General features: G+C 62.3%; 23 protein-coding genes. 4 read left to right on the forward strand and 19 right to left on the reverse strand.

Annotated elements, in window-relative coordinates:
• Position 1 precedes the first annotated feature (1 nt).
• The 14 genes from FJ930_RS26645 to rpoZ all read right to left on the reverse strand — a co-directional run bounded on the left by FJ930_RS26645 (position 2) and on the right by rpoZ (position 13,609).
• On the reverse strand, positions 2–2,764 hold the full coding sequence (locus FJ930_RS26645) for a DUF2339 domain-containing protein (RefSeq protein ID WP_141840757.1): 2,763 nt from the start codon (positions 2,762–2,764) through the stop codon (positions 2–4).
• An 83-nt stretch (positions 2,765–2,847) separates the two neighbouring features.
• Complete coding sequence (locus FJ930_RS30590; protein WP_246677034.1) at positions 2,848–3,162, reverse strand: PaaI family thioesterase; 315 nt, start codon at positions 3,160–3,162, stop codon at positions 2,848–2,850.
• On the reverse strand, positions 3,101–3,367 hold the full coding sequence (locus FJ930_RS30595; protein WP_246677035.1) for a hypothetical protein: 267 nt from the start codon (positions 3,365–3,367) through the stop codon (positions 3,101–3,103). The genes FJ930_RS30590 and FJ930_RS30595 overlap by 62 nt, the downstream gene beginning before the upstream one ends.
• Complete coding sequence (recO, locus tag FJ930_RS26655; protein WP_141840758.1) at positions 3,364–4,125, reverse strand: DNA repair protein RecO; 762 nt, start codon at positions 4,123–4,125, stop codon at positions 3,364–3,366. The genes FJ930_RS30595 and recO overlap by 4 nt, the downstream gene beginning before the upstream one ends.
• A gap of 132 nt (positions 4,126–4,257) precedes the next feature.
• Positions 4,258–5,436, reverse strand: coding sequence for a porin (locus FJ930_RS26660; protein ID WP_140737823.1), 1,179 nt, complete (start codon positions 5,434–5,436; stop codon positions 4,258–4,260).
• A gap of 672 nt (positions 5,437–6,108) precedes the next feature.
• Positions 6,109–7,029, reverse strand: coding sequence for a GTPase Era (gene era / locus FJ930_RS26665; RefSeq protein ID WP_141840759.1), 921 nt, complete (start codon positions 7,027–7,029; stop codon positions 6,109–6,111).
• Positions 7,026–7,751 carry a ribonuclease III gene (gene rnc, locus FJ930_RS26670; RefSeq protein ID WP_140737817.1) on the reverse strand — a complete coding sequence of 242 codons (726 nt, stop codon included), beginning with the start codon at positions 7,749–7,751 and terminating at the stop codon, positions 7,026–7,028. Before rnc ends, era begins: the two co-directional genes overlap by 4 nt.
• Before the next feature lie 4 nt (positions 7,752–7,755).
• Positions 7,756–8,505, reverse strand: a complete 750-nt coding sequence (gene lepB, locus FJ930_RS26675; RefSeq protein ID WP_140737814.1) for a signal peptidase I — start codon at positions 8,503–8,505, stop codon at positions 7,756–7,758.
• Between the two features lie 77 nt (positions 8,506–8,582).
• Positions 8,583–8,996: a holo-ACP synthase gene (gene acpS / locus FJ930_RS26680; protein WP_140737811.1), complete on the reverse strand. Its 414-nt coding sequence runs from the start codon at positions 8,994–8,996 to the stop codon at positions 8,583–8,585.
• On the reverse strand, positions 8,993–9,592 hold the full coding sequence (locus FJ930_RS26685; protein WP_140737808.1) for a DUF2062 domain-containing protein: 600 nt from the start codon (positions 9,590–9,592) through the stop codon (positions 8,993–8,995). The genes acpS and FJ930_RS26685 overlap by 4 nt, the downstream gene beginning before the upstream one ends.
• Before the next feature lie 257 nt (positions 9,593–9,849).
• Positions 9,850–10,230, reverse strand: a complete 381-nt coding sequence (locus tag FJ930_RS26690; RefSeq protein WP_141840760.1) for a VOC family protein — start codon at positions 10,228–10,230, stop codon at positions 9,850–9,852.
• 12 nt (positions 10,231–10,242) lie between these two features.
• Positions 10,243–10,821: an orotate phosphoribosyltransferase gene (gene pyrE / locus FJ930_RS26695; protein WP_141840761.1), complete on the reverse strand. Its 579-nt coding sequence runs from the start codon at positions 10,819–10,821 to the stop codon at positions 10,243–10,245.
• Between the two features lie 29 nt (positions 10,822–10,850).
• Entirely contained in the window at positions 10,851–13,079 is a 2,229-nt protein-coding gene (locus FJ930_RS26700) for a bifunctional (p)ppGpp synthetase/guanosine-3',5'-bis(diphosphate) 3'-pyrophosphohydrolase (protein ID WP_141840762.1), read from the reverse strand.
• Between the two features lie 128 nt (positions 13,080–13,207).
• On the reverse strand, positions 13,208–13,609 hold the full coding sequence (rpoZ, locus tag FJ930_RS26705; RefSeq protein WP_140612799.1) for a DNA-directed RNA polymerase subunit omega: 402 nt from the start codon (positions 13,607–13,609) through the stop codon (positions 13,208–13,210).
• 321 nt (positions 13,610–13,930) lie between these two features.
• Between rpoZ and FJ930_RS26710 the strand changes: the two genes are divergently transcribed.
• Entirely contained in the window at positions 13,931–14,512 is a 582-nt protein-coding gene (locus tag FJ930_RS26710) for an NYN domain-containing protein (protein ID WP_109662677.1), read from the forward strand.
• Positions 14,513–14,523: 11 nt separating this feature from the next.
• The gene (locus tag FJ930_RS26715; RefSeq protein WP_141840763.1) at positions 14,524–15,180 is read left to right on the forward strand and encodes a uracil-DNA glycosylase; all 657 of its coding nucleotides are present in this window, start codon (positions 14,524–14,526) and stop codon (positions 15,178–15,180) included.
• A 147-nt stretch (positions 15,181–15,327) separates the two neighbouring features.
• On the opposite strand, the gene FJ930_RS26720 is transcribed toward FJ930_RS26715, so the two are convergent.
• Genes FJ930_RS26720 through dapA form a run of 3 tightly spaced genes read right to left on the reverse strand, consistent with a single transcriptional unit; the run spans position 15,328 to position 17,440 of the window.
• Positions 15,328–16,038 carry a GH25 family lysozyme gene (locus FJ930_RS26720; RefSeq protein WP_141840764.1) on the reverse strand — a complete coding sequence of 237 codons (711 nt, stop codon included), beginning with the start codon at positions 16,036–16,038 and terminating at the stop codon, positions 15,328–15,330.
• Between the two features lie 15 nt (positions 16,039–16,053).
• Positions 16,054–16,533 carry an SsrA-binding protein SmpB gene (gene smpB, locus FJ930_RS26725; protein WP_137932111.1) on the reverse strand — a complete coding sequence of 160 codons (480 nt, stop codon included), beginning with the start codon at positions 16,531–16,533 and terminating at the stop codon, positions 16,054–16,056.
• A gap of 25 nt (positions 16,534–16,558) precedes the next feature.
• Positions 16,559–17,440: a 4-hydroxy-tetrahydrodipicolinate synthase gene (dapA, locus tag FJ930_RS26730; RefSeq protein ID WP_141840765.1), complete on the reverse strand. Its 882-nt coding sequence runs from the start codon at positions 17,438–17,440 to the stop codon at positions 16,559–16,561.
• A gap of 346 nt (positions 17,441–17,786) precedes the next feature.
• Here dapA and FJ930_RS26735 point away from each other — a divergent pair, with 346 nt between their 5' ends.
• Both FJ930_RS26735 and FJ930_RS26740 read left to right on the forward strand, forming a co-directional pair.
• Positions 17,787–19,817: a lytic transglycosylase domain-containing protein gene (locus FJ930_RS26735; protein ID WP_141840766.1), complete on the forward strand. Its 2,031-nt coding sequence runs from the start codon at positions 17,787–17,789 to the stop codon at positions 19,815–19,817.
• 192 nt (positions 19,818–20,009) lie between these two features.
• On the forward strand, positions 20,010–20,900 hold the full coding sequence (locus FJ930_RS26740) for an alpha/beta hydrolase (RefSeq protein ID WP_141840767.1): 891 nt from the start codon (positions 20,010–20,012) through the stop codon (positions 20,898–20,900).
• Between the two features lie 54 nt (positions 20,901–20,954).
• Here the strand turns inward: FJ930_RS26740 and FJ930_RS26745 are convergent, their stop codons facing one another.
• Positions 20,955–22,025 carry a site-specific integrase gene (locus tag FJ930_RS26745; RefSeq protein ID WP_181176232.1) on the reverse strand — a complete coding sequence of 357 codons (1,071 nt, stop codon included), beginning with the start codon at positions 22,023–22,025 and terminating at the stop codon, positions 20,955–20,957.
• Positions 22,026–22,264: 239 nt separating this feature from the next.
• A partial coding sequence (locus FJ930_RS26750) for a porin (protein WP_181763475.1) occupies positions 22,265–22,537 on the reverse strand: 273 nt, incomplete at its 5' end.

The raw sequence follows: 22,537 nt of genomic DNA on the forward strand, positions 1-22,537 counted from the left end.
GTCATTGCTCGTCTACAGATACCGTCTCCCTCGCCGCCCGCGTCAGAAGCCGCTGGTAGAACAGGCCAATGCCGATCAGCACGGCGCCCAGGCCGATGAAGGACAGCGCCCTCAGCACGCCTTCCAGTTCCGACATGTCGAACAGGAAGACCTTCAGCACAGCGACCGCGATCAGCACGGCGGAGGCAACGCGCAGCACCTGCGACCTCAGCCAGACGCCGGCGGTGAGCAACGCTACGCCGATGACCAGCCACAACGCCGAATAAGTGTAGGTCTCCAGCTGACCGAGTCCGCTCCACAGGCCGATGAACTCGCCCTTGAACAGGCGTCTTACCGACAGCGTGGCATAGGCGAAGGCAAGAAGAGCCGCGACCAGCGCCAGCATCGCCGAATACCATTTCGGCCGCTTGCCTCGGGCATAGAGCGCCAACCCACCGGCGGCGACGGCCGGCAAGAGATAGGCCAGGAACAACAGGTTGAAGACCAGAATCCGGCCAGTTGATTCGTCCGTTAACACCGGATCGAGCATCAGGAAGTGCTGGACGATGACGAAAGCGGCTGAAACCACGCCGGCGGCCATCGAGCCGTAACGCAGCACCGGGCTTGGCGAGCGCCGGTCTATGGCGACCAGGATGGCGCCGGCGCCGATGGCGATCAGCGTATAGATCGCCTGCTCGGCAAGCGTTGGCGCATCGCTGTTGATGATGCCGCCATGCATCGCATGACGCACCAACATGGCAATGGCGAGCAGCGCAAACAGCGCCGCTGCCGCTTCCATGGCGAGGCGCGGGCGGCCATTGGTGGTGCGGGCGAGCTGCCAGGCGGTGAAGCCGAAAGCGAGCGCGGGTATGCCGTAGCCAAGCAGCAGCCAGTTGAACACCGGCTTCCTGGAAAGGAATTCCGCACCGACGATGGTCGGATCGAAGGCGACGCGGCCAAGCACGGCAATCACCGCGCCGACCGCAATCCAGCCGAGCACGGGATAAGAGCGCCAGCGGGTCGCCACTGCGGGCACAATGGCCGCGGCACCCAGCAGGACAGTGGTCCAGCCGGAATCGCAAGCCATGTGCAGCATCAGCAGGCAGGCGACCGCCGCGCCACCCAAGGCAAACGAAACCGCCATGCCACCCTTGAGCGGCGGCTCCTCGGCCCGCGCGACCCACTCGCCGCCAGCGGCGAAAACCACAACCAGAAGAGCTGCGACGGCGGCATAGGCAAAATCGCGGTCGAGATCGCCAAAGGTGAACCACAGCGCCAGCAGGATGACCAGCGGCACGATAACGCCCCATGCCGCCCATGAGGCGGCGCGGATCTGTGTTGCGGCGGCAAATCTTCGCGCCGCCCAGAGTCCGGCGCCAATGAAGACGAGGCCCAACGCGAGGCCAATGCGCAATGTCAGCGTATTGGCGATGGCCAAAGGCGAGCCATCAACGCCCAAGAAGCCACCCGAAAAGTCGGAAGTGATCGAGGTCGGCGGGATGATGCCGAGATAGATCAGCACCGTCGCCAGTCCGGCGGCGTAGAGCAGCGGCAGCGCCAGCGGGCGGTAGAGCGCGACGGCCACCATCGCGGCAAGCAACCCCGCGCCCGGCAAGGCATAGCCGGCAGCGGCAAAGACCGGGTCGACCGACAGGCCCAGCGCAGAGAATGCGATGAACAAGCCAGGCACGATGGATGGCCAGTCGAATGCCTTGGCCGGTTCGGTTTCGCCGCCACGGCGGCCGAGCCAGGCAAAGGCGAGTACGGCGAGCGTGACGGCGTCGATGAACAGGATGGCGGAGAGGTTCGCGCCTGGCGCATCCATCATGTAAAGGACGGTCCAGATGCCCGTGCCGGCAAAAGCGGCCGCCATCAGCAATTTCCAGTCGCGCATGCGAGCGATAACGCCTGTGGCGGCCAGCACGATGGCGAGATAGCCGAACAGCGCCCAGGGATTGGGCGCCTGCGAGGCAACCAGCATTGGGGTTACAATGGCGCCGACGAGGCCGATGCCGGCCAGCGCTTGGCCGTGGACGAGAGCGGCGGCAATGGTGGCGATGCCGATGGCACCGAGCAACGTGAAGGCAAGTGCCGGCCCGATGAAGCCGTAGATGCCGTGAGCGGCATAGACAGCGCCGAACAGGATGAAGGCGCCGGCCGCCGTCAGGACCGCCGGAATGTAGGCGCCGGCCGCACCTTGCACCGGCACCTTGAAGCCGGTGCGGCGAATGAACTCGCCAGCGGCAACCAGCACCACCCCAAGCACCGCCGCCATGGTGAGCCGCACGCCGGGGCCGAAAATGCCGGCCTCGATGGTGTAGCGAATCAGGAACAGCCCGCCCAGTGCCAGCGCGATGCCACCGACCCAGACGGCCCAGCGGGTGCCGAGCGCCGTTTCGACGTCGGACTGGCGAGCAGCTTTCGCAGCGGCTGCCGGCGCGGCAGGTTCCGTTGCCTTCTGTGCCGCCTCGCCTGGGTTCCACGGGCCAGCCAGGACCTCGCCGGTCAGAGCTTCCACTTCCGTGGCCGGCCCCTGCGCGGTGATCGGCTCGCCCGCCGCCGGCGAGGCGATATCGGCGGCCGCCACTGCCACCGGCGCCTCGTCCAACTTGCCATCGGCCGCAGCCTGTTCGGTCGGCTTGGCCATCGGCGGCGCAGCGCCTGAGAGCACAAGGCTACGCAGGGCGCCAAGTTCGCGCTCGATCAGGCCGATGCGGTTCTGCTGGCGCGACATGATGACAAACAGGGCGATGATGGCGACAAGGCCGATCAGGTTCTCAAACATGGCGGTTCCCTCAAACCAGGCCAGTTTTCACTGACGTTTCGTCTCACTGACATTCAAATGCGGCGGCCAGGCGGCTGGAAAACTCAACCCGCCGCCAGATTGGCGGCCGGAAATACCGAACATGTCTCGGTGTCGAAAGCCAGAAGCTTGCCGCTGGCATCCTTCGGCGTCGCTTCCGAAACAGCAAGCGTGCGGCCCTTGTGGACCACTTTGCCTTCGCAGACCACCTCGCCTGTCCTGGGCATGATCGGCCGCGTGAGGTTCACCTTGAATTCCGCGGTGGTGTAGGCCTCGCTCTTTTCGAGCAGCGTCTGCACGGCGCAGGGCAGTGCCGAATCAAGCAGCGTCGCCGCCCAGCCGCCGTGTACGCCACCCGACGGGGTTGAGGTGGCGCTCATTCGGCACGCCGCGGAACACGGCGCGGCCTTTCTCTACTTCAGTTAACGCGAAGCTGAGTTGATAGGAGATCGGCGGTGCCGGATATTTGCCGTCGATAATGCGCTGCAGAAGTTCGAGGCCGGTATATTTCGTTATGTCGGCGTGCGGGATTGTGCCGAGGCCGAGCGGCGAGACCCGGCCCGGATAGAGCTCGACTTCGCTCATGCAGCATTGTCTCCGGCGATGGTCTTGCGTGTCGCATGGTGCTTGCGCAGTGCGGCAAGAAAACCGGTGCGGGCGTCGGGCTCGTCGATACCGCGCGGCTCATAGACGTGGCGGGTAAAGAAGAAGCCGGTCAGCCGGAAGGCATCCTCGATCGCCACCGGATCCGCGCGCAGACCGGAGCCGCGCTGCAGGAAAGCCGGCAGCACCAGCATCTTGCCGTGCCATGGCGCGCCGGCTTCGCGCGAAACCGCGCGGCCCGACTTCGGTGAGACATAGGCAAGATCCTGCCGCGTGCCGGTGGCGGCGCATTGGCTGAGGTCGAGGCCAAAGCCGAGTTCATCGAGGATCAGAAGTTCGAAGCGCGCCACCAGTTCGCCAGCCGCATCGGCATCGTCAAGATGGACGATCATCACGGCGAGCGCCTCGTAGAGGCCGCCATGGGCATCGCGCTCCGGCAGCAGGCGAAGATGCGCGGCCATGGTCTGCAGCCCATAGACAGCGACGGCGCTGTCCATCAGTCGGGCGGCGTTCATCTCGATCGCCTCGGCCTGGAACGTGCCGAGATGCTCGTCAAGGCGCGCGCGCCATAAGAGATCGACGCGGTTGCCGGGCTGGAGAACGGGCTGCTGCTTGCGCGAGCGGCCGCCACGCACGAGACCGAGATGGCGGCCATGCGCTCTGGTCATCACCTCGAGAATGGCGCTGGTTTCGCCATGTCTGCGGGTGCCGAGAATGATTCCCTCGTCGCGCCATTCCATGTCTGAGCTTTCACCGATCGGATGGCGAAATCAAGATGCGGCCCAGGTGACTGGCGAATCAGCGCTCGACCTACAGATAAAAAACCGCCCGCAGCGATATGCTGCGGGCGATCTTATAGATCAGTTGGTGCTTTAGAACGAGCGCTGGAAGCGGAGGATACCGCCGAGGCTGCTCTTCTTGTTGGCCTTGGTCCAATTGTTGAAGTCGACGTCGCCGAACTTCCCAGCGTTCAGGTAATCGACTTCAGCCGTGACCACAAAGCCGGGCACAACGGTATAGGCTACGTTAGCGGCGATGCCGAGGTTCTTCCAGTCGTCATAAGAGACCTGGGCATTGAACGACGTCTTGGCGTTGAACTTGTAGGTGCCGCCGCCCCAGACTGCCCAGTTGCCGCCCCACTGCTTGTAGAAGCCACGGCCGTGAGCGTCGATGACGTTACCGGCATCGTCGTTGAGGTTATTGTCCGAACCGTAACCGCCCATGACGAACAGCGACAGTTCCTTGGTGACGTTGACGTCCAAACGAACCTTGCCGGCCACTTCCTCGTAATTGCTGTCATAGGCGACAACACCGGTGATCGCACCCCAGTCGGCCTTGTACTTCAAGCCGCCGACGACATGCGGAACGTAGCTGTCGATGGTGCCCACCGAGCCGGCGCCTTCTTCGAGCGAGACCATGGCCGAGATGCCGTTGCCCGCGTCGAAGTAGTACTGAACGACGTTGCTCTCCTGGCCGCCATACGGAACCAGCGTATCCTGGATGACGTTGCCGGCGTAGCCGATGAACGTATCGAAAGCCGTATCGTCCTTACCGACGCGCAGGCCGCCGAGCTGGATGTAGGCGAAACGCAGCGAGAGAGACTTGTTACGGCCCTGCCAGTCGTCCCTGCTCGTATTGGTTGGAAGTTGGTTGGTATAGTCGCCGCTGCTGTTGCCGTAGTTGAAGCGGGTCTCGGTGTAGGTCTTCAGGGTACCGAGTTCGGTCTCCTGGCCGGTCCAGGTCTTCAGCGTGAAGCGGGTGTTCTTGTAATAGGTCGAATGAGTGGTGCCGGCGTCCTGATGATCCGGGACGTGGTTGACACCATCGAGCGAGCCGGTATCGCCGACGCCGATGTCATAACGCACATAGCCGCCGATGCGCAGGCAGGTCTCGGTGCCCGGGATGTAGAAGTAACCAGCGCCGTAGACGTCGCAGATCTTGACGTATTCGGCCGGTTCCGGTTCGGCGACGACGACGGCGTCCGCGGCGCGTGCGCCGGAGACCGCGATCAGTGCCGCGGCTGAGCCGAGAAGGAGGCTCTTGATGTTCATTTTCTGACCTCTCCAGTCAAGTTAAAAAAATTAGCTTCGGATTTGTGGAAGACGGATCAATTTCGCCTCACCCCCACAGCGAAAACGGCTCGCACCGCGACCCCTTTTCGATCGCGAACATACTCACCGATCCTCAGCCTTCAATGACAATTCCATAAATACGCCGGATTCCTGCCACAGATTAAATCCGTGTTGCACAAATAACACTAATTCATGCGCCCTCATTTTAAAAGCGGCACAAATGGCACATCGTCACATTTATGTAATAATCCCGATTTCTTTCGCGTCTAACTTTATTTTATTGATGTTTATCTTATATGTTTCAATTGGTGATTATACGCCACCTAAGTACATTAGAAAGTATTTGCTTCCCGCCCTTGATTGGTGAGAACGGGAGTCAAATTCCGTCTGCCGCAACGGAAGAAATCGTGCCGCCCCGGACGCCACTGACCGCGTCGACGCGCTCCAAGGCAATCAGGAACGCGGCCAAGTGCCCCGCGAGTCGCGGGAGGCTAGCGATATGCCCGTGCCGTGACGTCTCGCCTTCGATCCAACCATGGACGGACCAATGCGAGGCATGCCCCTTCCCCCGGCACACCTATCGGCGGTGACACAGAAATGGGCAGCTGCAAAGGCGGCGCGCCAGTCTCGGCCGACGCGCCTTTCCACGCCCTAATGCGGAAACTCCAGCCCCATCTCGCGGTAGCGCTCGGGATCGTCGCCCCAGTTCTCGCGCACTTTCACGAACAGGAACAGGTGCACCTTCTGCTCGAGGATGCCCGAAATCTCCATGCGCGCCGCCTGGCCGATGGCGCGGATGGTCTCGCCCTTGTGGCCGAGCACGATCTTTTTCTGGCTGTCCCGCTCGACATAGATGACCTGCTCGATGCGCACAGAGCCATCCTTTTTCTCTTCCCATTTCTCGGTCTCGATATGCGAGGAATAGGGCAACTCTTGATGCAGCCGGAGATAGAGTTTTTCACGGGTGATTTCGGCCGCCAGCTGGCGCATCGGAAGGTCCGAAATCTGGTCTTCCGGATAGTACCAGGGGCCGGCCGGCAGCGCCTGTGCCAGATAATCGAGCAGATCCTTGCAGCCGGAGCCGGTCAGCGCCGAGACCATGAAGGTGCGCTGGAACGGCACCTTCTCGTTGGCTGCCGCGGACAGGGCCAGAAGCGCCTCTGGCTTGACCCGATCGACCTTGTTGAGGATCAGCGCCATCGGCTGGCGCACGTCCTTCAGCCGTTCGAGGATGGCTTCGGCATCGCCCCGGATGCCACGCTCGGCATCGATCAGCAAAAGCACGATATCGGCATCCTTGGCACCGCCCCAGGCAGTCGTCACCATCGCCGTATCGAGGCGCCGCCTGGGCTTGAATATGCCAGGCGTATCGACGAAGACGATCTGTGCATTGTCATGCGTGGCGATGCCGCGCACGATGGCGCGTGTCGTCTGCACCTTATGGGTGACGATCGACACCTTGGCGCCGACCAGTTGGTTGACCAGCGTCGACTTGCCCGCATTCGGTGCGCCGATCAGCGCGACGAAGCCGGAGCACGTGGCGGGAGCAACTGCGTTGTCTTCGGCGGTCATGCCGCGCTCCCTTCATTGACCCAGACACCCTCACGAACCAGAAGAGCCGCGGCAGCGGCCTGCTCGGCCTCGCGCTTGGATCGGCCGGTGCCGGTTGCAGGCAGAAATGCGCCAACCCTGACGCTGATGGTGAACAGCGGATCATGGTCCGGCCCCTCGCGGCTGTCGATCTGATAGGCAGGAACCGCGCTCGCCGCCTGGTGCGCCCATTCCTGCAATTCGGTCTTGGCGTCGCGGCGTGCCGCACCCGAGGCCTGCGAACGGGGCTGCCAGTATTTGTGGATGAAAGAACGCGCCGCCTCCAGCCCACCGTCAAGGTAGAGCACGGCGATCAGCGATTCCAGGGCGTCGGCCCGCAGATTGACGCGCTTGCGCCCTTCGAGCCCGCGCACATCCGATCCGGCACGGATCAGGTCCGGCAGCCCTATGTCCTCCGCGATCTCGGAAAGCGCCTCGGCATTGACCAGCGCATTGAGGCGCAGTGACAGTTCGCCTTCCGCCGCGTCGGGAAACGCGGCCAGCAACATGTCGGCAACGATCAGGCCGAGAACCCGGTCACCGAGAAATTCGAAACGCTCATAGTCGGTGCCGGCATTGGCGCCGCGTGCACTGGCATGGGTGAGCGCGCGCTGCAGACGCTGGCGGTCTGCAAAGGCATGGCCCGTGCGTTCCACAAGCGCTTCGGCGAGCGCATCGGCGGTCAACCGCTTCGTTACCGCCATGACCCTAGTTGACGAAATGGAACAGGCGCGAAACGCGCATCAGCGACGGCCATTTCCAGATTTCGAGCGGGCTTGCCTTGCCGGCGATCGAGAAGAAGACAAGGTTGGCGCGGCCAACCAGATTCTCGGCGGGAACGTAGCCGACGGTGAACCGGCTGTCGGCGGAATTATCCCTGTTGTCGCCCATCATGAAATAGTGGCCGGGCGGCACGTCGAATTCCCGGGTGTTGTCGCCGATCGAGTTCGGCGACAGATCGAGCGTGTCGTAGCTGACGCCGTTAGGCAATGTCTCGCGGTAGACGTCGATCGGATAATCCTTTTCCGTGATGTCGGGATTGTCGATCTGGCCGGTCTTCACGCGCGGCACGCCGGCGCCGTTGATGAACAGCTGCCCATCCTTCATCTGGATCTTGTCACCAGGCAAGCCGACCACGCGCTTGATGTAGTCAACGGACGGGTCCGGCGGGAACTTGAACACCACCACGTCGCCACGCTTGGGCTCGGAGCCCCAGATACGGCCCGAAAAGATGTCGGGCCCGAAAGGCAGCGAATAGCGCGAATAGCCGTAGGACCATTTGGTGACGAACAGATAGTCGCCTTCCAGAAGCGTCGGCCGCATCGATCCCGACGGGATCGAAAAGGGCTGAAACAAGAGCGTGCGGATAACCAGCGCGAGCAAGAGCGCCTGGACGATGACGCTGACGGTTTCGCCAAGCCCGCCGGATTTCTTCTGGGATTTTTCAGCCACGCTCATGTCGTCCTCGATTGTGCGTTGGATGTATAGAGTCTCGGCGCGCGCTGGGCAACGTCAATGCCGGTCGTCAAATGCAATCAATGTGGCGCTTGTTCGACGGGCAGCGCCTCGATGATCACAAAGGCTTGAGCAAGCGGGAAATCGTCCGTGATCGTGAGGTGGATCGCTGCCCGATGCCCTCGGGGCAGGATTTTTTCCAGTCGTGCCAAGGCTCCGCCGGTCAGTGCCATCGTCGGCGCACCGCTGGGCAGATTGACGACGCCCATGTCGCGCCAAAAGACACCTTGCGCCAGACCAGTACCCAGCGCCTTGGCGCAAGCCTCCTTGGCGGCGAAGCGCTTGGCGTAGGAGGCGGCGCGAGCACGCCGATTCTCCGAACGCGCCTGCTCAACCTCGGTATATATTCTCTGGATGAAACGCTGGCCGTGACGCTCCAGCGACTTCTCAATGCGCGTGATGTCGATCAGGTCACTGCCGATGCCAATAATCATCGTGCGGCGGAGCCGATGCTTCCCGTAGAATGGGACGACTGCTCACGGCGGCTTGCGCGCTCGGCCAGCCGCTTGCGCCTTTGCGCACGGAAGACCTTCATGCCCCAGCGGGTGATACCGTAAAATACGAGACCGAACACCAGCCCGAGCGGCACCGCGCCGATCAGCATCGGCTCGAGCACCGGATGCCATAGTTTCGCGAAGGAGAGCGTGTGCAGCATCTCGCCCAGATGCGCCGGCGGACCATGTGTCGGCAGGCGATCATGCAGGATGAGTTTGCCGGTTTCCCAGGACGCGCCCCAGAGCAGCGGAAAGGTCAGCGGATTGCCGAAGAAAACGGCGCCGAGCGCCGCCGCCACCAGATTGCCGGCGATCACCCAGCACAGAACGGCGGCAATGATGAAATGGAACCCCACGGGAAAGAACGAAGCGAAGACACCGGCCGCGACACCGGCCGCCACCGCGTGCGGCGTGGCCTTCAGCCTCAGGATGCGCTTGGAGAAATACTGCAGCGAACGCGAAAACGAACGGCGCGGCCATAGATAGGTGCGCACCCGCTCGAGAAGGCCATCAGGCTTGCGGCGACGAAAAAGCACTCTTTCCTATTCCCAATAACCAGCAACCCGTGTGCCGGCTGCTGCCAGCCGGGCTGCGATCGCCACATCTTGCGCCTTGCGGTCGCCGAAAGGCAATCGCGACTTTGATATAGCCATCCGCAACCCCGACAACAACCGAAGGCCACCTGCACAGCCGCCGCACCGCCATAATTTTTGGTAAGGTTCATCTCTCCAACACCGGACAATCACGGCGAATTTGAGAAGAAGCGTCGGCTTGCGGCCGAGTGCTTGCGAAACTACCGAAGGTACTGGCTGACTTCGACAAGGTTGTCATCCGGATCGCGGAAATAGACGGACATCATCGGGCCCCGCGCTCCGATCCGTTCGACCGGCCCAAGCTCCACCACCACGCCTCCAGCCTCGAGGCTGGCGAGGAATTCGCTGAGCGGCCGATCGGTGACCAGGCAGAAATCGCCGGATCCAGGCGTCGGCAGCTTCGCCTTGGGCTCGAAGGTGCGGCCGGCCTCGTGGACATTGATCTTCTGACAGCCAAAAGCCAGCGCCGTCGGCCGGCCCGGCGTGTCAACGCGCTCAAAGCCCAGCACGCGCTGGTAGAAGGCGCACGTCGCTTCGAGAGACGCCACCGTCAGCACGAAATGATCGATGCCGACGATCATTCGACCTCCCCGTCAGATGTTGCGGCTGCCGGGCTTGATTGCCGGTATGGCGGCAAGCTCCGGCGGCAGTCGGTCCGGCGGATAGGCCGGAACTTCATACTCGGCAAGCGCGATCAGCGGCACCCCGACATGGGTCTTGCCGGCCGAACGGTCTATGATGCAGGCGGCGGCCACCACCTCGGCGCCAAGTTCGCGCAGGCAATCGATGGTTTCGCGGATCGACAGGCCGGTGGTGACGATGTCCTCGACGATGACGACACGCGCACCGCCAGCGATCTCGAAGCGCCGCAAGCGGAACTCGCCCCCTTCTCGCTCGACCCAGATCGCCGGCACGCCGAGATGGCGTGAGGTCTCGTAAGCCGGTATCAGGCCGCCGATCGCCGGACCCACGACATAGTCGATCTTGCCTGGCACCGCGGCGCGGATCTTCTCGGCCAGCGCCTTGCACAAGCGCTCGGTCTTGTCGGCGTGCATGAACACGCGTGCTTTCTGCAGGAAGATCGGACTGCGCAGGCCAGACGTCAGGATGAAATGCCCCTCCAGAACAGCGCCCGCCTCGCGGAAAATGCCCAGCACTTCATCGGTATTCATCTGTGCCTATCCCTCATAGATCAGCCGCGTCAGCCATTCACACGCCGTGCATCGCTGACGCTCGAATTGTCCTTGAGCTGCGACAGCAGCCGGTTGAGATGCTTCAGATCCCAGACTTCGAGATCGATCAGCATTTCGGTGAAATCGGGCGCCGTGCGCACCATCGACAAAGTATGGATGTTGGCGTCGTTGGAGGCGACGACCTGGGCGATGTCGGCAAGAGACCCTGGCGCATTGATGGCTGTGACCGAGACACGCGCGGGAAAGCGTTCCTTGGTGCGTTCGTCGATGTCCCAGCGCACGTCGATCCAGCGCTCCGGCTGGTCGTCGAAGGCCTGCAACGCCGGCGACTGGATCGGATAGATGGTGATGCCGGTGCCCGGCTGGACGATGCCGACGATGCGGTCGCCAGGCACCGCGCCCTCCGGCGCGAACCGAACCGGCAGGTCGCCGCGCACGCCGCGGATCGGCACGGCGCCATCGCGCGGCTGGTCCTTGTCCTTGCGCGCGGCGCGGCCGGGAATCTGGAACAGCATGCCGGCGGCGTTGCGGATCTTCGACCAGCCTTCCTCGCGCTGCTTGGGTGCCGCCGGCGTGACGCGCTCGTCCTTGTAGTCGGGGAAAACCGCCTTCATGACGTCGGTGGAGGCCAACTCGCCACGTCCCACAGAGGCCAGCACGTCCTCGATGTCCTTGCGCGCCAGCCGGTGCAGCACCGGCTTCAGGCTTTCCTTGGTGAAGGTCTTGCCGGCCCGTTCGAAGGCGCGCTCCAGAATGCGCGCGCCGAGCCCGGAATACTGTTTGCGGATGGCGTTCTTGGTAGCGCGGCGGATGGCGGCGCGCGCCTTGCCGGTGACGACGACGGATTCCCACGCGGCCGGCGGCACCTGCGCCTTGGAGCGGATAATCTCAACCTCGTCGCCATTCTTCAGTTCCGTCATCAGCGGCATGATGCGGCCATTGACCTTGGCGCCGACGCAAGTGTCGCCGACGTCGGTATGCACCGCATAGGCGAAGTCGATGGGTGTGGCGCCACGCGGCAGCGCGATCAGCATGCCTTTCGGCGTGAAGCAGAACACCTGGTCCTGGAACAACTCGAGCTTGGTGTTTTCGAGGAAATCCTCGGGATTGTCGCCTTCGGCGAGCTGCTCGATTGTGCGGCGCAGCCAGGCGTAGGCGTTCGTTTCTTTCGAGATCGCATGGCCGGCCCCGTTCGTCTTGCCGCCGGTGTCCTTGTAGATCGAATGGGCGGCGACGCCGTATTCGGCGATCTTGTTCATCTCGCGCGTGCGGATCTGCAGCTCGACGCGCTGGCGCGAGGGGCCGACGATGGTGGTGTGGATCGAACGGTAGTCGTTCTGCTTTGGCGTCGAGATGTAGTCCTTGAAGCGGCCAGGCACCATCGACCATGTGGTGTGGATGGCGCCGAGAGCGCGATAGCAGTCCTCGACCGTGTCGACGACGACGCGAAAGCCGAAAATGTCGGACAGCTGCTCGAAGGACAGCGCCTTGGCCTCCATCTTGCGGAATACCGACCAGGGCTTCTTCTGGCGGCTTTTGACGCCTGCCTTGATCGCGTGCTTTTCGAACAGGCCCGAAAGCGCCTTCTCGATTTCGGACAGCACATCCTTGTTGCGCTCGAATATTTCGGCCAGCCGGGCGGTGACGGCACGATGGGCTTCCGGATTTATATAGCGGAAGGCGATCTCCTCCAGCTCTTCACGCATGCCTTGCATGCCCATGCGGCCGGCCAGCGGCGCATAGATGTCCATCGTCTCCTCGGCAATGCGCAGGCGCTTGGCCTCCGGCATATGGTCGAGCGTGCGCATGTTGTGCAGGCGGTCGGCGAGCTTGACGAGAAGCACGCGGACATCTTCCGAAATCGCCAGCAGAAGCTTGCGCAGGTTTTCCGCTTGCTCCGCCTTCTTCGACACGAGGTCGAGCTTCTTCAGCTTGGTCAGGCCCTCGACCAGCTTGCCCATTTCGGGGCCGAACAGCTCGTCGATCTCGGCCCGCGTCGCCGTGGTGTCCTCGATGGTGTCGTGCAGCAGGGCGACCGCGATCGTCGCCTCGTCCATGTGCATTTCCGTGAGGATGGCGGCGACTTCAAGCGGATGCGAAAAATAGGGGTCGCCCGAAGCACGCTTCTGGTGGCCATGCTTTTGCATGGCGTAGACATAGGCCTTGTTGAGCAATGCCTCGTTGACGTCAGGCTTGTAGCGCTGCACGCGCTCGACAAGCTCATACTGACGCATCATGGGCACAATCTCTCGGCGATGAAATGAATCATGCGCCGCACTGATGTACGGCGCATGTCATAGATAGCCACGAAACTGACGAGACGGAAGTGCCGGACGATTGTTCCAGCCGCTTCTGGAGAACTCTCTTAGTAGTCGTCGCTCTTTTCCGGCGGTACCAGACCTTCGATGCCGGCCAGCAGGTCTTCCTCGGTCATGCGATCGAAGGTGACGTTGTCCTCGGCGTCGTCGGTCTCGGCGGCCGCAACAGCGCCGCCGGTCTGATCGGCGATTGCCTCGCCATCGGCTTCGGGTTCGTCGACCTCGACGTGCTTCTGCAGCGAATGGATCAGGTCTTCCTTGAGATCGTCGGGCGACAGCGTCTCGTCGGCGATCTCGCGCAGGGCGATGACCGGGTTCTTGTCGTTGTCGCGAGGAACGGTGATCTGCGCGCCCTGGCTGATCTGACGAGCGCGGTGGCCGGCAAGGAGCACCAGCTCGAAGCGGTTGTCGACCTTGTCGATGCAGTCTTCAACGGTTACGCGGGCCATGGATTGCCCCTTTCATGCCTGGATTTGATGGAAAACAGACGCCGTCCATAACCTGAACGCCGCCAAAATACAAGCATCATGGCATTGGCGGAGGATCGGGCGCTCAATCCTGTGTTCAGACACCGAATTCGGCGAAACCTGGCCGCTTCCATGTCCGGCTTCGCGATCACAATTGCTTGCAGTGCGGCGACACGCCCTTGGATTGCCGCCAAACTGGCGTTATCTCGGATGACCAAGGTCAGCCGGTTTATTATGAGCCTGACCGACAGTCGCTACCGCATTTCGTTTAGACGGCCGCATTTTCGAAAAGGGATATTTTCCATGTTCGACCCCCGTGAAAAGATCGCCCTGTTCATCGACGGCGCCAATCTCTACGCCACATCGCGGGCGCTCGGCTTCGACATCGACTATCGCAAGCTGCTGTCGAGTTTCCAGAAGCGCGGCTACCTGCTGCGCGCCTATTATTACACCGCGCTGGTCGAGGATCAGGAATACTCATCGATCCGCCCCCTGATCGACTGGCTCGATTACAACGGCTTCAAGGTGGTGACCAAGCCGGCCAAGGAATTCACCGACTCCACCGGCCGCCGCAAGATCAAGGGCAATATGGACATCGAGCTTACCGTCGATGCGCTGGAACTTGCCGACGTCGTCGACCACTATGTCATCTTCTCCGGCGACGGCGACTTCCGCACGCTGGTCGAGGCGCTGCAGCGGCGTGGCCGCAAGGTGTCGATCGTCTCGACCATGGCCTCGCAACCGCCGATGATCTCTGATGATCTGCGCCGCCAGGCCGATCATTTCATCGATCTGACGACGCTGAAGAACGAAGTTGGCCGCGATCCCTCCGAACGGCCTGCGCGGCGGCCCGAACCGGCTGAAGTCGACGAGGACGACTACTGAGGCCGGTCGCCTTGACCGCCCTTTCCACTTCCGAACCAAGCCGTGACTGCCCGCTGTGCCCGCGGCTGCATGGCTTCATTGCGGAATGGCGGCAGCGCGAACCGTCCTGGTTCAACGCGCCGGTGCCGACCTTCCTGCCGCCGGAAGGCGAGGATACCGTTCAGCTTCTGATCGTCGGGCTGGCGCCAGGCCTGCGCGGCGCCAACCGCACTGGACGCCCCTTTACCGGCGACTATGCGGGCGACCTGCTCTATTCGACGTTGATCGCACACGGTTTCGCTCGCGGCGAGTTCAAGGCGCGGCCCGATGACGGGCTGGCGCTCGTCGGCACGGCGATCACCAATGCGGTACGCTGCGTGCCACCGGAGAACAAGCCGGTCGGCGCCGAGATCGCCACCTGCCGGACGTTCCTGGTGCCAACGATCGCCCGCTTCCCAAACCTTCGCGCCGTGCTGGCGCTGGGGTCGATCGCGCACCAGTCGACGGTGCGCGCGCTGGGCGGGCGTGTCGTCGCCTATCCTTTCAAGCATGGCGGCCAGTTGGAGGCCGGCGGCGTTGCGCTGTTTTCGAGCTATCACTGCTCGCGCTACAACACCAATACGGGCGTGCTGACCGAGGATATGTTCGTGAATGTTTTCAGCCAGATCGCGGAATTCTTGAAGAGCTGAAGCAGCGATCTGTTCACGCCGGCAAAAGTACGCCCGGCTTACGCCGACCAAGGCCTAGGCATGGATTTCTTGACGCCAGCGATATAACTGGCTTCCTGAAAGAGCCCGGTTCGACCGATCCGGATCGATCCGTCTTGCCCGGCATGCTCAATGCACCGGCGCAAGCAGTGCCGCCAACTTCTCCTGCCCGCCCTGAAGAACGTTCAGGTCGACGTCACCCTCAATGCCATCCACGCGCGCCCTGTTGTGGTACTGCCAGTAGACCCAGTCGTCCCGATCCGGCTCGACCAGCAATGAGCGAAGCCAGAGCGGGCGAGCGGCGATCTGCCCGGCATAGGCGGCCTCGGCCTCATCCGTCAGATAGACGATCGCCGGTTTGCCGAACGCAGCCTCGACAGGTTCGAGGAAGGCCTGGAGTTCGACATTCAACCGTTCGGGCGACGGACGCTGCGGACAGTTGCCGCCGAACTCGATGTCGACGACCGGCGGCAGCATGGGCTGATCGTGTGGCACGACCGAGATGAAATTCTTCGCCTGGTCGGCGCCGGGCCGGCAGAAGGTAAAGAAATGATAGGCACCCACGGCAAGGCCGGCGGCGCGGGCCTCACGCAGGTTGGCGGCAAAGGCTTTGTCGACATGATCGCCGCCCTCGGTCGCCTTGATGATGGCGAAGGCGACATCGTCGGCGGCAACGCGCCGCCAGTCGATCTGGCCCTGATGATGGGAAACGTCGATGCCTCTGACCGGATATTTGCCGCGGTCCGGGGAAAAGGCCCTGAAATAGAGATAGCCGCTCGCGGCGACCAGGCCCACCAGAACCAGGCTGGCCAAACTCAGCAGCACAATCCGGCTCTTCAAGCGAATAGCCCCAGCCTAACCTCGTTCCTTCAACAGCCTGCCCTTCTCACGCGACCAGTCGCGCTGCTTTTCGGTCTCACGCTTGTCGTGCAGTTTCTTGCCGCGGCCGACGGCCAGCAAGAGCTTGGCGCGGCCCTGGTCGTTGAAATAGATTTTTAGCGGCACCAGGGTCATGCCTTCGCGGTCGACGCTCTGCGAGAGCTTCGCCATCTCACGCTTGTTGAGCAGGAGTTTGCGGCGGCGGCGCGGCTCGTGGTTGAAGCGGTTGGCCTGCAGATATTCCGGCAGATAGGAATTGATCAGCCAGATCTCGCCGCCCTCGACCGAGGCGTAGCTTTCCTGGATGTTGGCCTGGCCCTGGCGCAACGACTTGACCTCGGTGCCGGTCAGCACCAGGCCGGCCTCGATCGTGTCGAGCACCTCATAGGAAAACCGCGCCTTGCGGTTTTCGGCAACAGTCTTGTTGTTGGGGTCGGCTTTTTTGACTTGATTCATAATGCGGAGAGGTGGCGCCTCATTCCTAATTAATCAAGCCGGCGTGCTTCATGGCCGCATCGATCTTTTCGGCCGTCGACGGCTCGACCGTCACCAGCGGCGAACGCAGCACATTCTCGACCTTGCCCAGCTTCGACAGCGCGTATTTGGCGCCGGAAACGCCGGGTTCGATGAAGATCGCCTTGTGCAGCGGCAAGAGGCGATCCTGCAACTCCAGCGCCTTCGCACTGTCGCCGGACAGCGTTGCTTCCTGGAACTCGGCGCAGAGCCGCGGCGCGACATTCGAGGTCACCGAGATGCAGCCGACACCGCCATGCGCGTTGAAGCCTAGGGCCGAGGCATCCTCGCCGGAAAGCTGGATGAAATCCTTGCCGCAGGTCAAACGCTGCTCGGACACCCGCTCGACCTTGCCGGTCGCATCCTTGACGCCGACGATGTTCTTGAAATCGTGCACCAGCCGGCCCATCGTCTCCGGCGACATGTCGATCACCGAGCGCGGCGGGATGTTGTAGATGATGATCGGCAGCTTGGTTGCCCTGGCGACGGCGGCGAAATGCTCGTAGAGGCCGCGCTGCGTCGGCTTGTTGTAGTAGGGCGTGACGACCAGGGCGGCATCGGCGCCGGCCTTTTCGGCATATTGGACGAGCCCAACGGCTTCCTCGGTGTTGTTGGAGCCAGCACCGGCAACGACCGGGGCGCGGCCCTTGGCCGCCTCGATGCAGACCTTGACGACGTGGCGATGCTCATCATGCGATAGCGTCGGCGACTCGCCGGTGGTGCCAACGGGAACCAGGCCCCTGGTGCCCTCATCAAGCTGCCAGGCAACGAACGCGCGAAAGGCTTTCTCGTCGAAACGCCCGCTCTTTTCGAACGGTGTCACGAGCGCGGTAAGCGAGCCTCTCAGCATGTCGTCCAACTCCTTGGGACTGTTGTTTATGCATGTCGTTGCCCCAAAACCGGTACCCACTTTTGGGCGACATGCGTCGTTGTTTATGCATGTCGTTGCTCCAAAACCGGTACCCACTTTCGGGCGACATGCGTCGGTGTTTTGTCGTGCGCGCCTTCTAACCGAAAGCGAGGCCGCGCACCATAGTCTCGACATGGTTGCGCGGCAAGCATTGCCATGATCCCAGCAAGCGCAATTCGGACGGCCTCGATAACCTTTTGTTTACGGGCTCTTCACGACCTAAGTTTAGGCTTCGAGACATCTCGGTGTGCTGGTAGAATGCCAGGACCAGGAAAGACGTAAGACCATGCCGGCCAATCGGCCCCACCTCTTCGCGCTGCTTGGCGCCGTCGCCGTGCTGGTGCCCGGCGTGGCGATCAGCGGCAGCGTCGATGTGCGGGTCACTTCGGCGATCCCCATGCCAAGCCCGCAGGACAAGACGCAACAGGATTCCTCCCCCAGCGTCGCCATGTTGAAGAGCGGGCTGGACGCACTGGCGGCAGGCGATATTTCCGGCGCTCGCGGTGTACGTGATGCGCTTCCCACGCAATCGCTCGACCAGCACATATTGGCCTGGGCGATCGCGCTTTACGGCGGCGACAAGGTTCCGAGCGGCGATATCGCCGCGGCCGCGAAAATGCTGCCTAACTGGCCTGGCACCGTCGCCTTGCGCAAGAATAGCGAGCGCGCGCTCTATCGCGAGAACCCCGCTCCCAACATCGTCATTGCGGCGTTCGATGGCAGCCAGCCGCAGACATTCGAAGGCGTGATGGTTCTCGCCCGCGCCTATGTGGCCTCGGGCAACGTCAAGGCGGCGCGTTCGGTCCTTTCGCCCTTCTGGCGCACCGCGATCCTGGAAGCCAAGGACGAGACGGCACTGATCAAGGAATTCGGCGGTTTGATTCCTGCCGCCGACCACCGTTTTCGCATGGAACGGATGTTCTATGTCGACCGCGTGACCTCCGCGCTGCGCGTTGCCGGCCTTGCCGGTGCCCAGCAACTGGCCGATGCCTGGGCTGCGGCCGACAAAGGTGACAAGAATGCGTTGAAACTGCTGATGGCGGTGCCGGGATCTCAGCATTCGGCCGGCCATCTCTTCGCGCAGGCCGAATATTTGCGCAAGCAGGAGGACTTTGCCGGCGCAGCCGCCATTGTGATGAAGGCCCCCACGGACCGCGAGGCTCTGGTCGACCCTGATGCCTGGTGGGTCGAGCGCCGGGTGCTGTCGCGCGAACTGGTCGACCAGGGCGACATGAAGACGGCTTACCGGATCGTCGCCACGCATGCCGCCGAAAGTGCCACCAATGCCGCGGAAGCCGAATTCCATGCCGGCTGGTACGCGCTGCGCGGCCTGAATGATCCCAAGCTTGCCGCAACGCATTTCGCGCGCATCGCCGATCTTGCGCAGGGGCCGATGACCTTGTCGCGCGCCTATTATTGGCTCGGTCGCGCGGCGGAAGTGGGCGGTCCCGGTAATGCCAAGGACTATTTCGGGCATGCGGCTGCGTATGGCACCAGTTTCTACGGCCAGCTGGCCGCCGAGCGGGTTGGCCGGCAGGCACTCAACATAGTCTATCCCCAGCCAAGCGCCGCCGACCGGCAGAATTTTGCCGGCCGCGAGGCCGTCAGCGCCATCAAGCGGCTGCAGGAGGCCGGCTATGACCGCTATGCCGAAACGCTCTATCGCGACCTCGCCGGGCAGCTGACGAGCCCCGGCGAACTGGCGCTGCTCGCCGTCCTTGCGGAGAAGCAGGGCAACCATTTCATGGCCCTGAAGGTCGGTAAGATCGCCGGCGCGCGCGGAATCGATGTCGGCGCGCTGTCGCACCCTCTTGGCGTCATCCCTGATTCGGCCAACATTTCCGGCTCGGGCAAGGCGCTTGCCTATGCGATCGCCCGGCAGGAGAGCGAATTCAATGTCGGCGCCGTATCAAGTGCGGGCGCGCGCGGGCTGTTGCAGCTGATGCCGGGAACCGCCAAACAGCTGGCGAAGAAGACCGGATTGCAGTTCTCACAGGCACGGCTGACCACTGACGCCGGCTACAATGCAACGCTTGGCTCGGCCTTCCTGGGCGAGCAGCTCGATCGTTTCAACGGTTCCTATGTGCTGACTTTCGCCGGCTACAATGCAGGTCCCAACCGCGCGGCCCAATGGGTTGCGAAATATGGTGACCCGCACGGCAGGGACATCGATGCGGTGGTGGACTGGATCGAGCGGATTCCCTACACGGAAACAAGAAGTTACGTCCAGCGCGTGATGGAGAACTACGAAGTCTACAAGATGCGTATTTCCGGCAAATACGACATCGTCGGCGACCTCGTGAACGGACGAAGCTGACCGGAGCGCGGCAGACCGAGCCAAAGGCGGCGATCCTTCGCTCCCTTTCCTACGATGGATCTCAAGATACCAAGATAAGAGCTTTGCCGACGATCTTCCCTGATGACCGGTAGCCAGCTCTTCTGTTTGACCGCATCCACCCTCCCCTGTAGCAATCGGAACTAATCTTGCTGCGGGAAAGTGCGTGCCCAGATGTCGAATCTCGAAGGCTTCTCCGACTTCTTCTACGCCGCGGCTGATGGGCTGAGACTTCATGCCCGCGTCTATGGCGAAGCGAATTCCGGACACTGGCCGGTCGTCTGCCTGCCTGGCCTAACCCGCAACGCCCGGGATTTTCATGAGCTGGCGCTGCGCCTTTCGGTGGGATCCATTCCGCGCAGGGTGGTCGCCTTCGACTATCGCGGACGCGGGCAGTCAGCCTACGATCCCGACGTCAGTCACTACAACGTCGGCGTCGAGGCCGGCGACATTCTTGCCGGGCTGGCGGCACTCGGCATCGAGGCGGCGGCCTTCATCGGCACTTCGCGCGGCGGGCTGATCATCCATGTGCTCGGCGCATCGCGGCCGGGCGTGCTGAAAGCCATTGTTCTCAACGACATCGGGCCCGTGATCGAACCCGCCGGCCTGGCCCACATCCAGTCCTACCTCGAGCGCGCGCCGAGCCCGAAAACTATCGCCGAGGCGATGGATTCCCAGCGCAGCATTCACGGCAAGGATTTCCCCATGCTCACCGACGCCGATTGGGCGCGGATGGTGGGGGCGCTCTACCGGGAGACGGATCAGGGCCTGCTGCCGGATTTCGACCCGAAGCTCGTCGACACGGTTGCCGGTCTCGACCTGTCGCAGCCACTGCCGGCCCTGTGGCCGCAATTCGACGCGTTGGCGGCCATTCCCTTGCTCGCCATACGCGGTGCCAATTCGAGGTTGCTGTCCGAGGGCGCGCTGCAACAGATGCAAGAGCGCCATCCGGCGATGGAAACGATTACGGTCGAGGGCCAGGGGCACGCCCCTTTCCTTGAAACCGGCAGCCTGCCCGACACTATAGCGACATTTCTCGATCGCGCGGAAAAACAGGGGGCCTGATGCAAAAAGCCCGGGATCAATCCTGGTCCCAGGCTTTCTGTCCATTCGGCCGGTTTACCGGGATTTCGAACTTCTTTGTGCCGCCTTGGGAGTAGATTTCTCTTCCCCCGGTTCGCTCTTTTTGTTCTGCTTGGGTGCCTTGTCAGATGTCTTGGCGGGAGCCGCCGCGACCACCAAATCGCTATCGGCACCGATGCTCCGAGGCGTTTCCAGCACAGTGACGCAACCGTCGAGATCATTGGTGGCAAGGTGCGCGTAGCGCATTGTCATCGACAGCGTCTGGTGGCCGAGCCACATCTGGACGCGCCTGATGTCGATGCCGCCCTGGACGAGACGCGAGGCGCAAGTGTGGCGCAAGATATGCGGCACGACCTGATCGTCGGCACCAAGGCCGACTTCGGCTTTCGCCTCGTTCCAGATGGCGCGGTACTGGGCCTGGCTCAATTTGGTGAATGGGCCTTTGGGCCGGCGCCCTTCGGTCGGGGGCAGCTTGATGACTTCCTTGACCCGCTCGGTCATCGGAATGGTGCGGCTACGGCCGGACTTGGTGATCCAGAAACTGACGCGATGCTCCTGGATGTCGTTCCAGATCAGTCCAAGCGCTTCGCCAAGACGGCATCCGCTGTCGACCAGGAAGACGGAAAGCCGGTAAGCATCCTCGCTGCGGTTCCTGATGGCGGCAAACAGCCTGGCCTCTTCGTCCCGCTCGAGGAAACGAATCCGTCCCGCCCGCTCCTTCTGGCGGCGGAACTCGGGCAGGCTGTGGATATCTCCCATCTTGTAGGCCTTGCGCAGCAGTTTGCTGAGGGCAGCCATCTTTCGATTGATGGTTGCGTTGCTGTTGCCGCGCTGGCGCAAGGTGCCGATAAGATTGTCCAGGGTACTCTGGTCGAAGGCGCTGAAACGCTCCCCGAGGAGAATCTCGTCTATTTCGCCGATGAAAGAGCTGACATTATATTTATGCCGCCCGTCATCCCACAATATGTCTCGATACGCCGAAAAAAGCTCTCCGACCCGATACGACTTTACTTCTCTGATCTTGTTGTAGGTGTATTTGATCTTCGAAGAAGAGAACGCCGTAAAATAGTCAGAGGGCACACCCTCTTGAATCGCTTCGTTGGTCATTATTGTCCACACCCCCGAGTGGATAGATCAGCCCTATCCGCTTGGAAGCGCCCTTTCAAGAGTTTAAGTCTGGCAAAACGATTTCATCCGCGGACGGCGGATTCCACGAAATCGCTCGAAAGACTTGATCCAGCTACCGAACCCCCTTTTCCTTCTATTTGCCCACGCCCTGTCACGAAAACAAAACAGCCCGGGCGTTTGTGCGCCCGGGCTGGATTTCACCTGTGGAGAACCCGCCCTTAGAACGAGCGCTGGAAGCGGACGACACCACCGATGGCGCTGTCCTTACCGACAGGAATATTCGTCCAGTTGGAATCGCCTTCCTTGATGTAGTCGACTTCGGCCTGGACCGTGAGGCCGGGAACAATGTTGTAGGTGACGTTCGCCGCCACGCCGAAGTTCTTGTCCTCATCATAGGAAAGCTGGGCGTTGAATGAGGTCTTCTCGTTGAACTGGTAGGTGCCGCCACCCCAGACTGCCCAGTTGCCGCCCCAAAGCTTATAGAAGCTGCG

The organism is Mesorhizobium sp. B2-4-15 (assembly GCF_006658505.1).
Taxonomy (GTDB): domain Bacteria; phylum Pseudomonadota; class Alphaproteobacteria; order Rhizobiales; family Rhizobiaceae; genus Mesorhizobium.

Coding starts and splice junctions, on each gene's coding strand:
- pyrE (WP_141840761.1), bottom strand. CDS start 10,821: ATGAATACCGATGAAGTGCTGGGCATTTTCCGCGAGGCGGGCGCTGTT.
- rnc (WP_140737817.1), bottom strand. CDS start 7,751: ATGGCGGTAACGAAGCGGTTGACCGCCGATGCGCTCGCCGAAGCGCTT.
- acpS (WP_140737811.1), bottom strand. CDS start 8,996: ATGATTATTGGCATCGGCAGTGACCTGATCGACATCACGCGCATTGAG.
- FJ930_RS26690 (WP_141840760.1), bottom strand. CDS start 10,230: ATGATCGTCGGCATCGATCATTTCGTGCTGACGGTGGCGTCTCTCGAA.
- FJ930_RS26700 (WP_141840762.1), bottom strand. CDS start 13,079: ATGATGCGTCAGTATGAGCTTGTCGAGCGCGTGCAGCGCTACAAGCCT.
- FJ930_RS26745 (WP_181176232.1), bottom strand. CDS start 22,025: ATGACCAACGAAGCGATTCAAGAGGGTGTGCCCTCTGACTATTTTACG.
- recO (WP_141840758.1), bottom strand. CDS start 4,125: ATGGAATGGCGCGACGAGGGAATCATTCTCGGCACCCGCAGACATGGC.
- FJ930_RS26645 (WP_141840757.1), bottom strand. CDS start 2,764: ATGTTTGAGAACCTGATCGGCCTTGTCGCCATCATCGCCCTGTTTGTC.
- dapA (WP_141840765.1), bottom strand. CDS start 17,440: ATGCTGAGAGGCTCGCTTACCGCGCTCGTGACACCGTTCGAAAAGAGC.
- era (WP_141840759.1), bottom strand. CDS start 7,029: ATGACCGCCGAAGACAACGCAGTTGCTCCCGCCACGTGCTCCGGCTTC.
- rpoZ (WP_140612799.1), bottom strand. CDS start 13,609: ATGGCCCGCGTAACCGTTGAAGACTGCATCGACAAGGTCGACAACCGC.
- FJ930_RS26740 (WP_141840767.1), top strand. CDS start 20,010: ATGTCGAATCTCGAAGGCTTCTCCGACTTCTTCTACGCCGCGGCTGAT.
- FJ930_RS26660 (WP_140737823.1), bottom strand. CDS start 5,436: ATGAACATCAAGAGCCTCCTTCTCGGCTCAGCCGCGGCACTGATCGCG.
- FJ930_RS26710 (WP_109662677.1), top strand. CDS start 13,931: ATGTTCGACCCCCGTGAAAAGATCGCCCTGTTCATCGACGGCGCCAAT.
- FJ930_RS30590 (WP_246677034.1), bottom strand. CDS start 3,162: ATGAGCGCCACCTCAACCCCGTCGGGTGGCGTACACGGCGGCTGGGCG.
- FJ930_RS30595 (WP_246677035.1), bottom strand. CDS start 3,367: ATGAGCGAAGTCGAGCTCTATCCGGGCCGGGTCTCGCCGCTCGGCCTC.
- lepB (WP_140737814.1), bottom strand. CDS start 8,505: ATGAGCGTGGCTGAAAAATCCCAGAAGAAATCCGGCGGGCTTGGCGAA.
- smpB (WP_137932111.1), bottom strand. CDS start 16,533: ATGAATCAAGTCAAAAAAGCCGACCCCAACAACAAGACTGTTGCCGAA.
- FJ930_RS26735 (WP_141840766.1), top strand. CDS start 17,787: ATGCCGGCCAATCGGCCCCACCTCTTCGCGCTGCTTGGCGCCGTCGCC.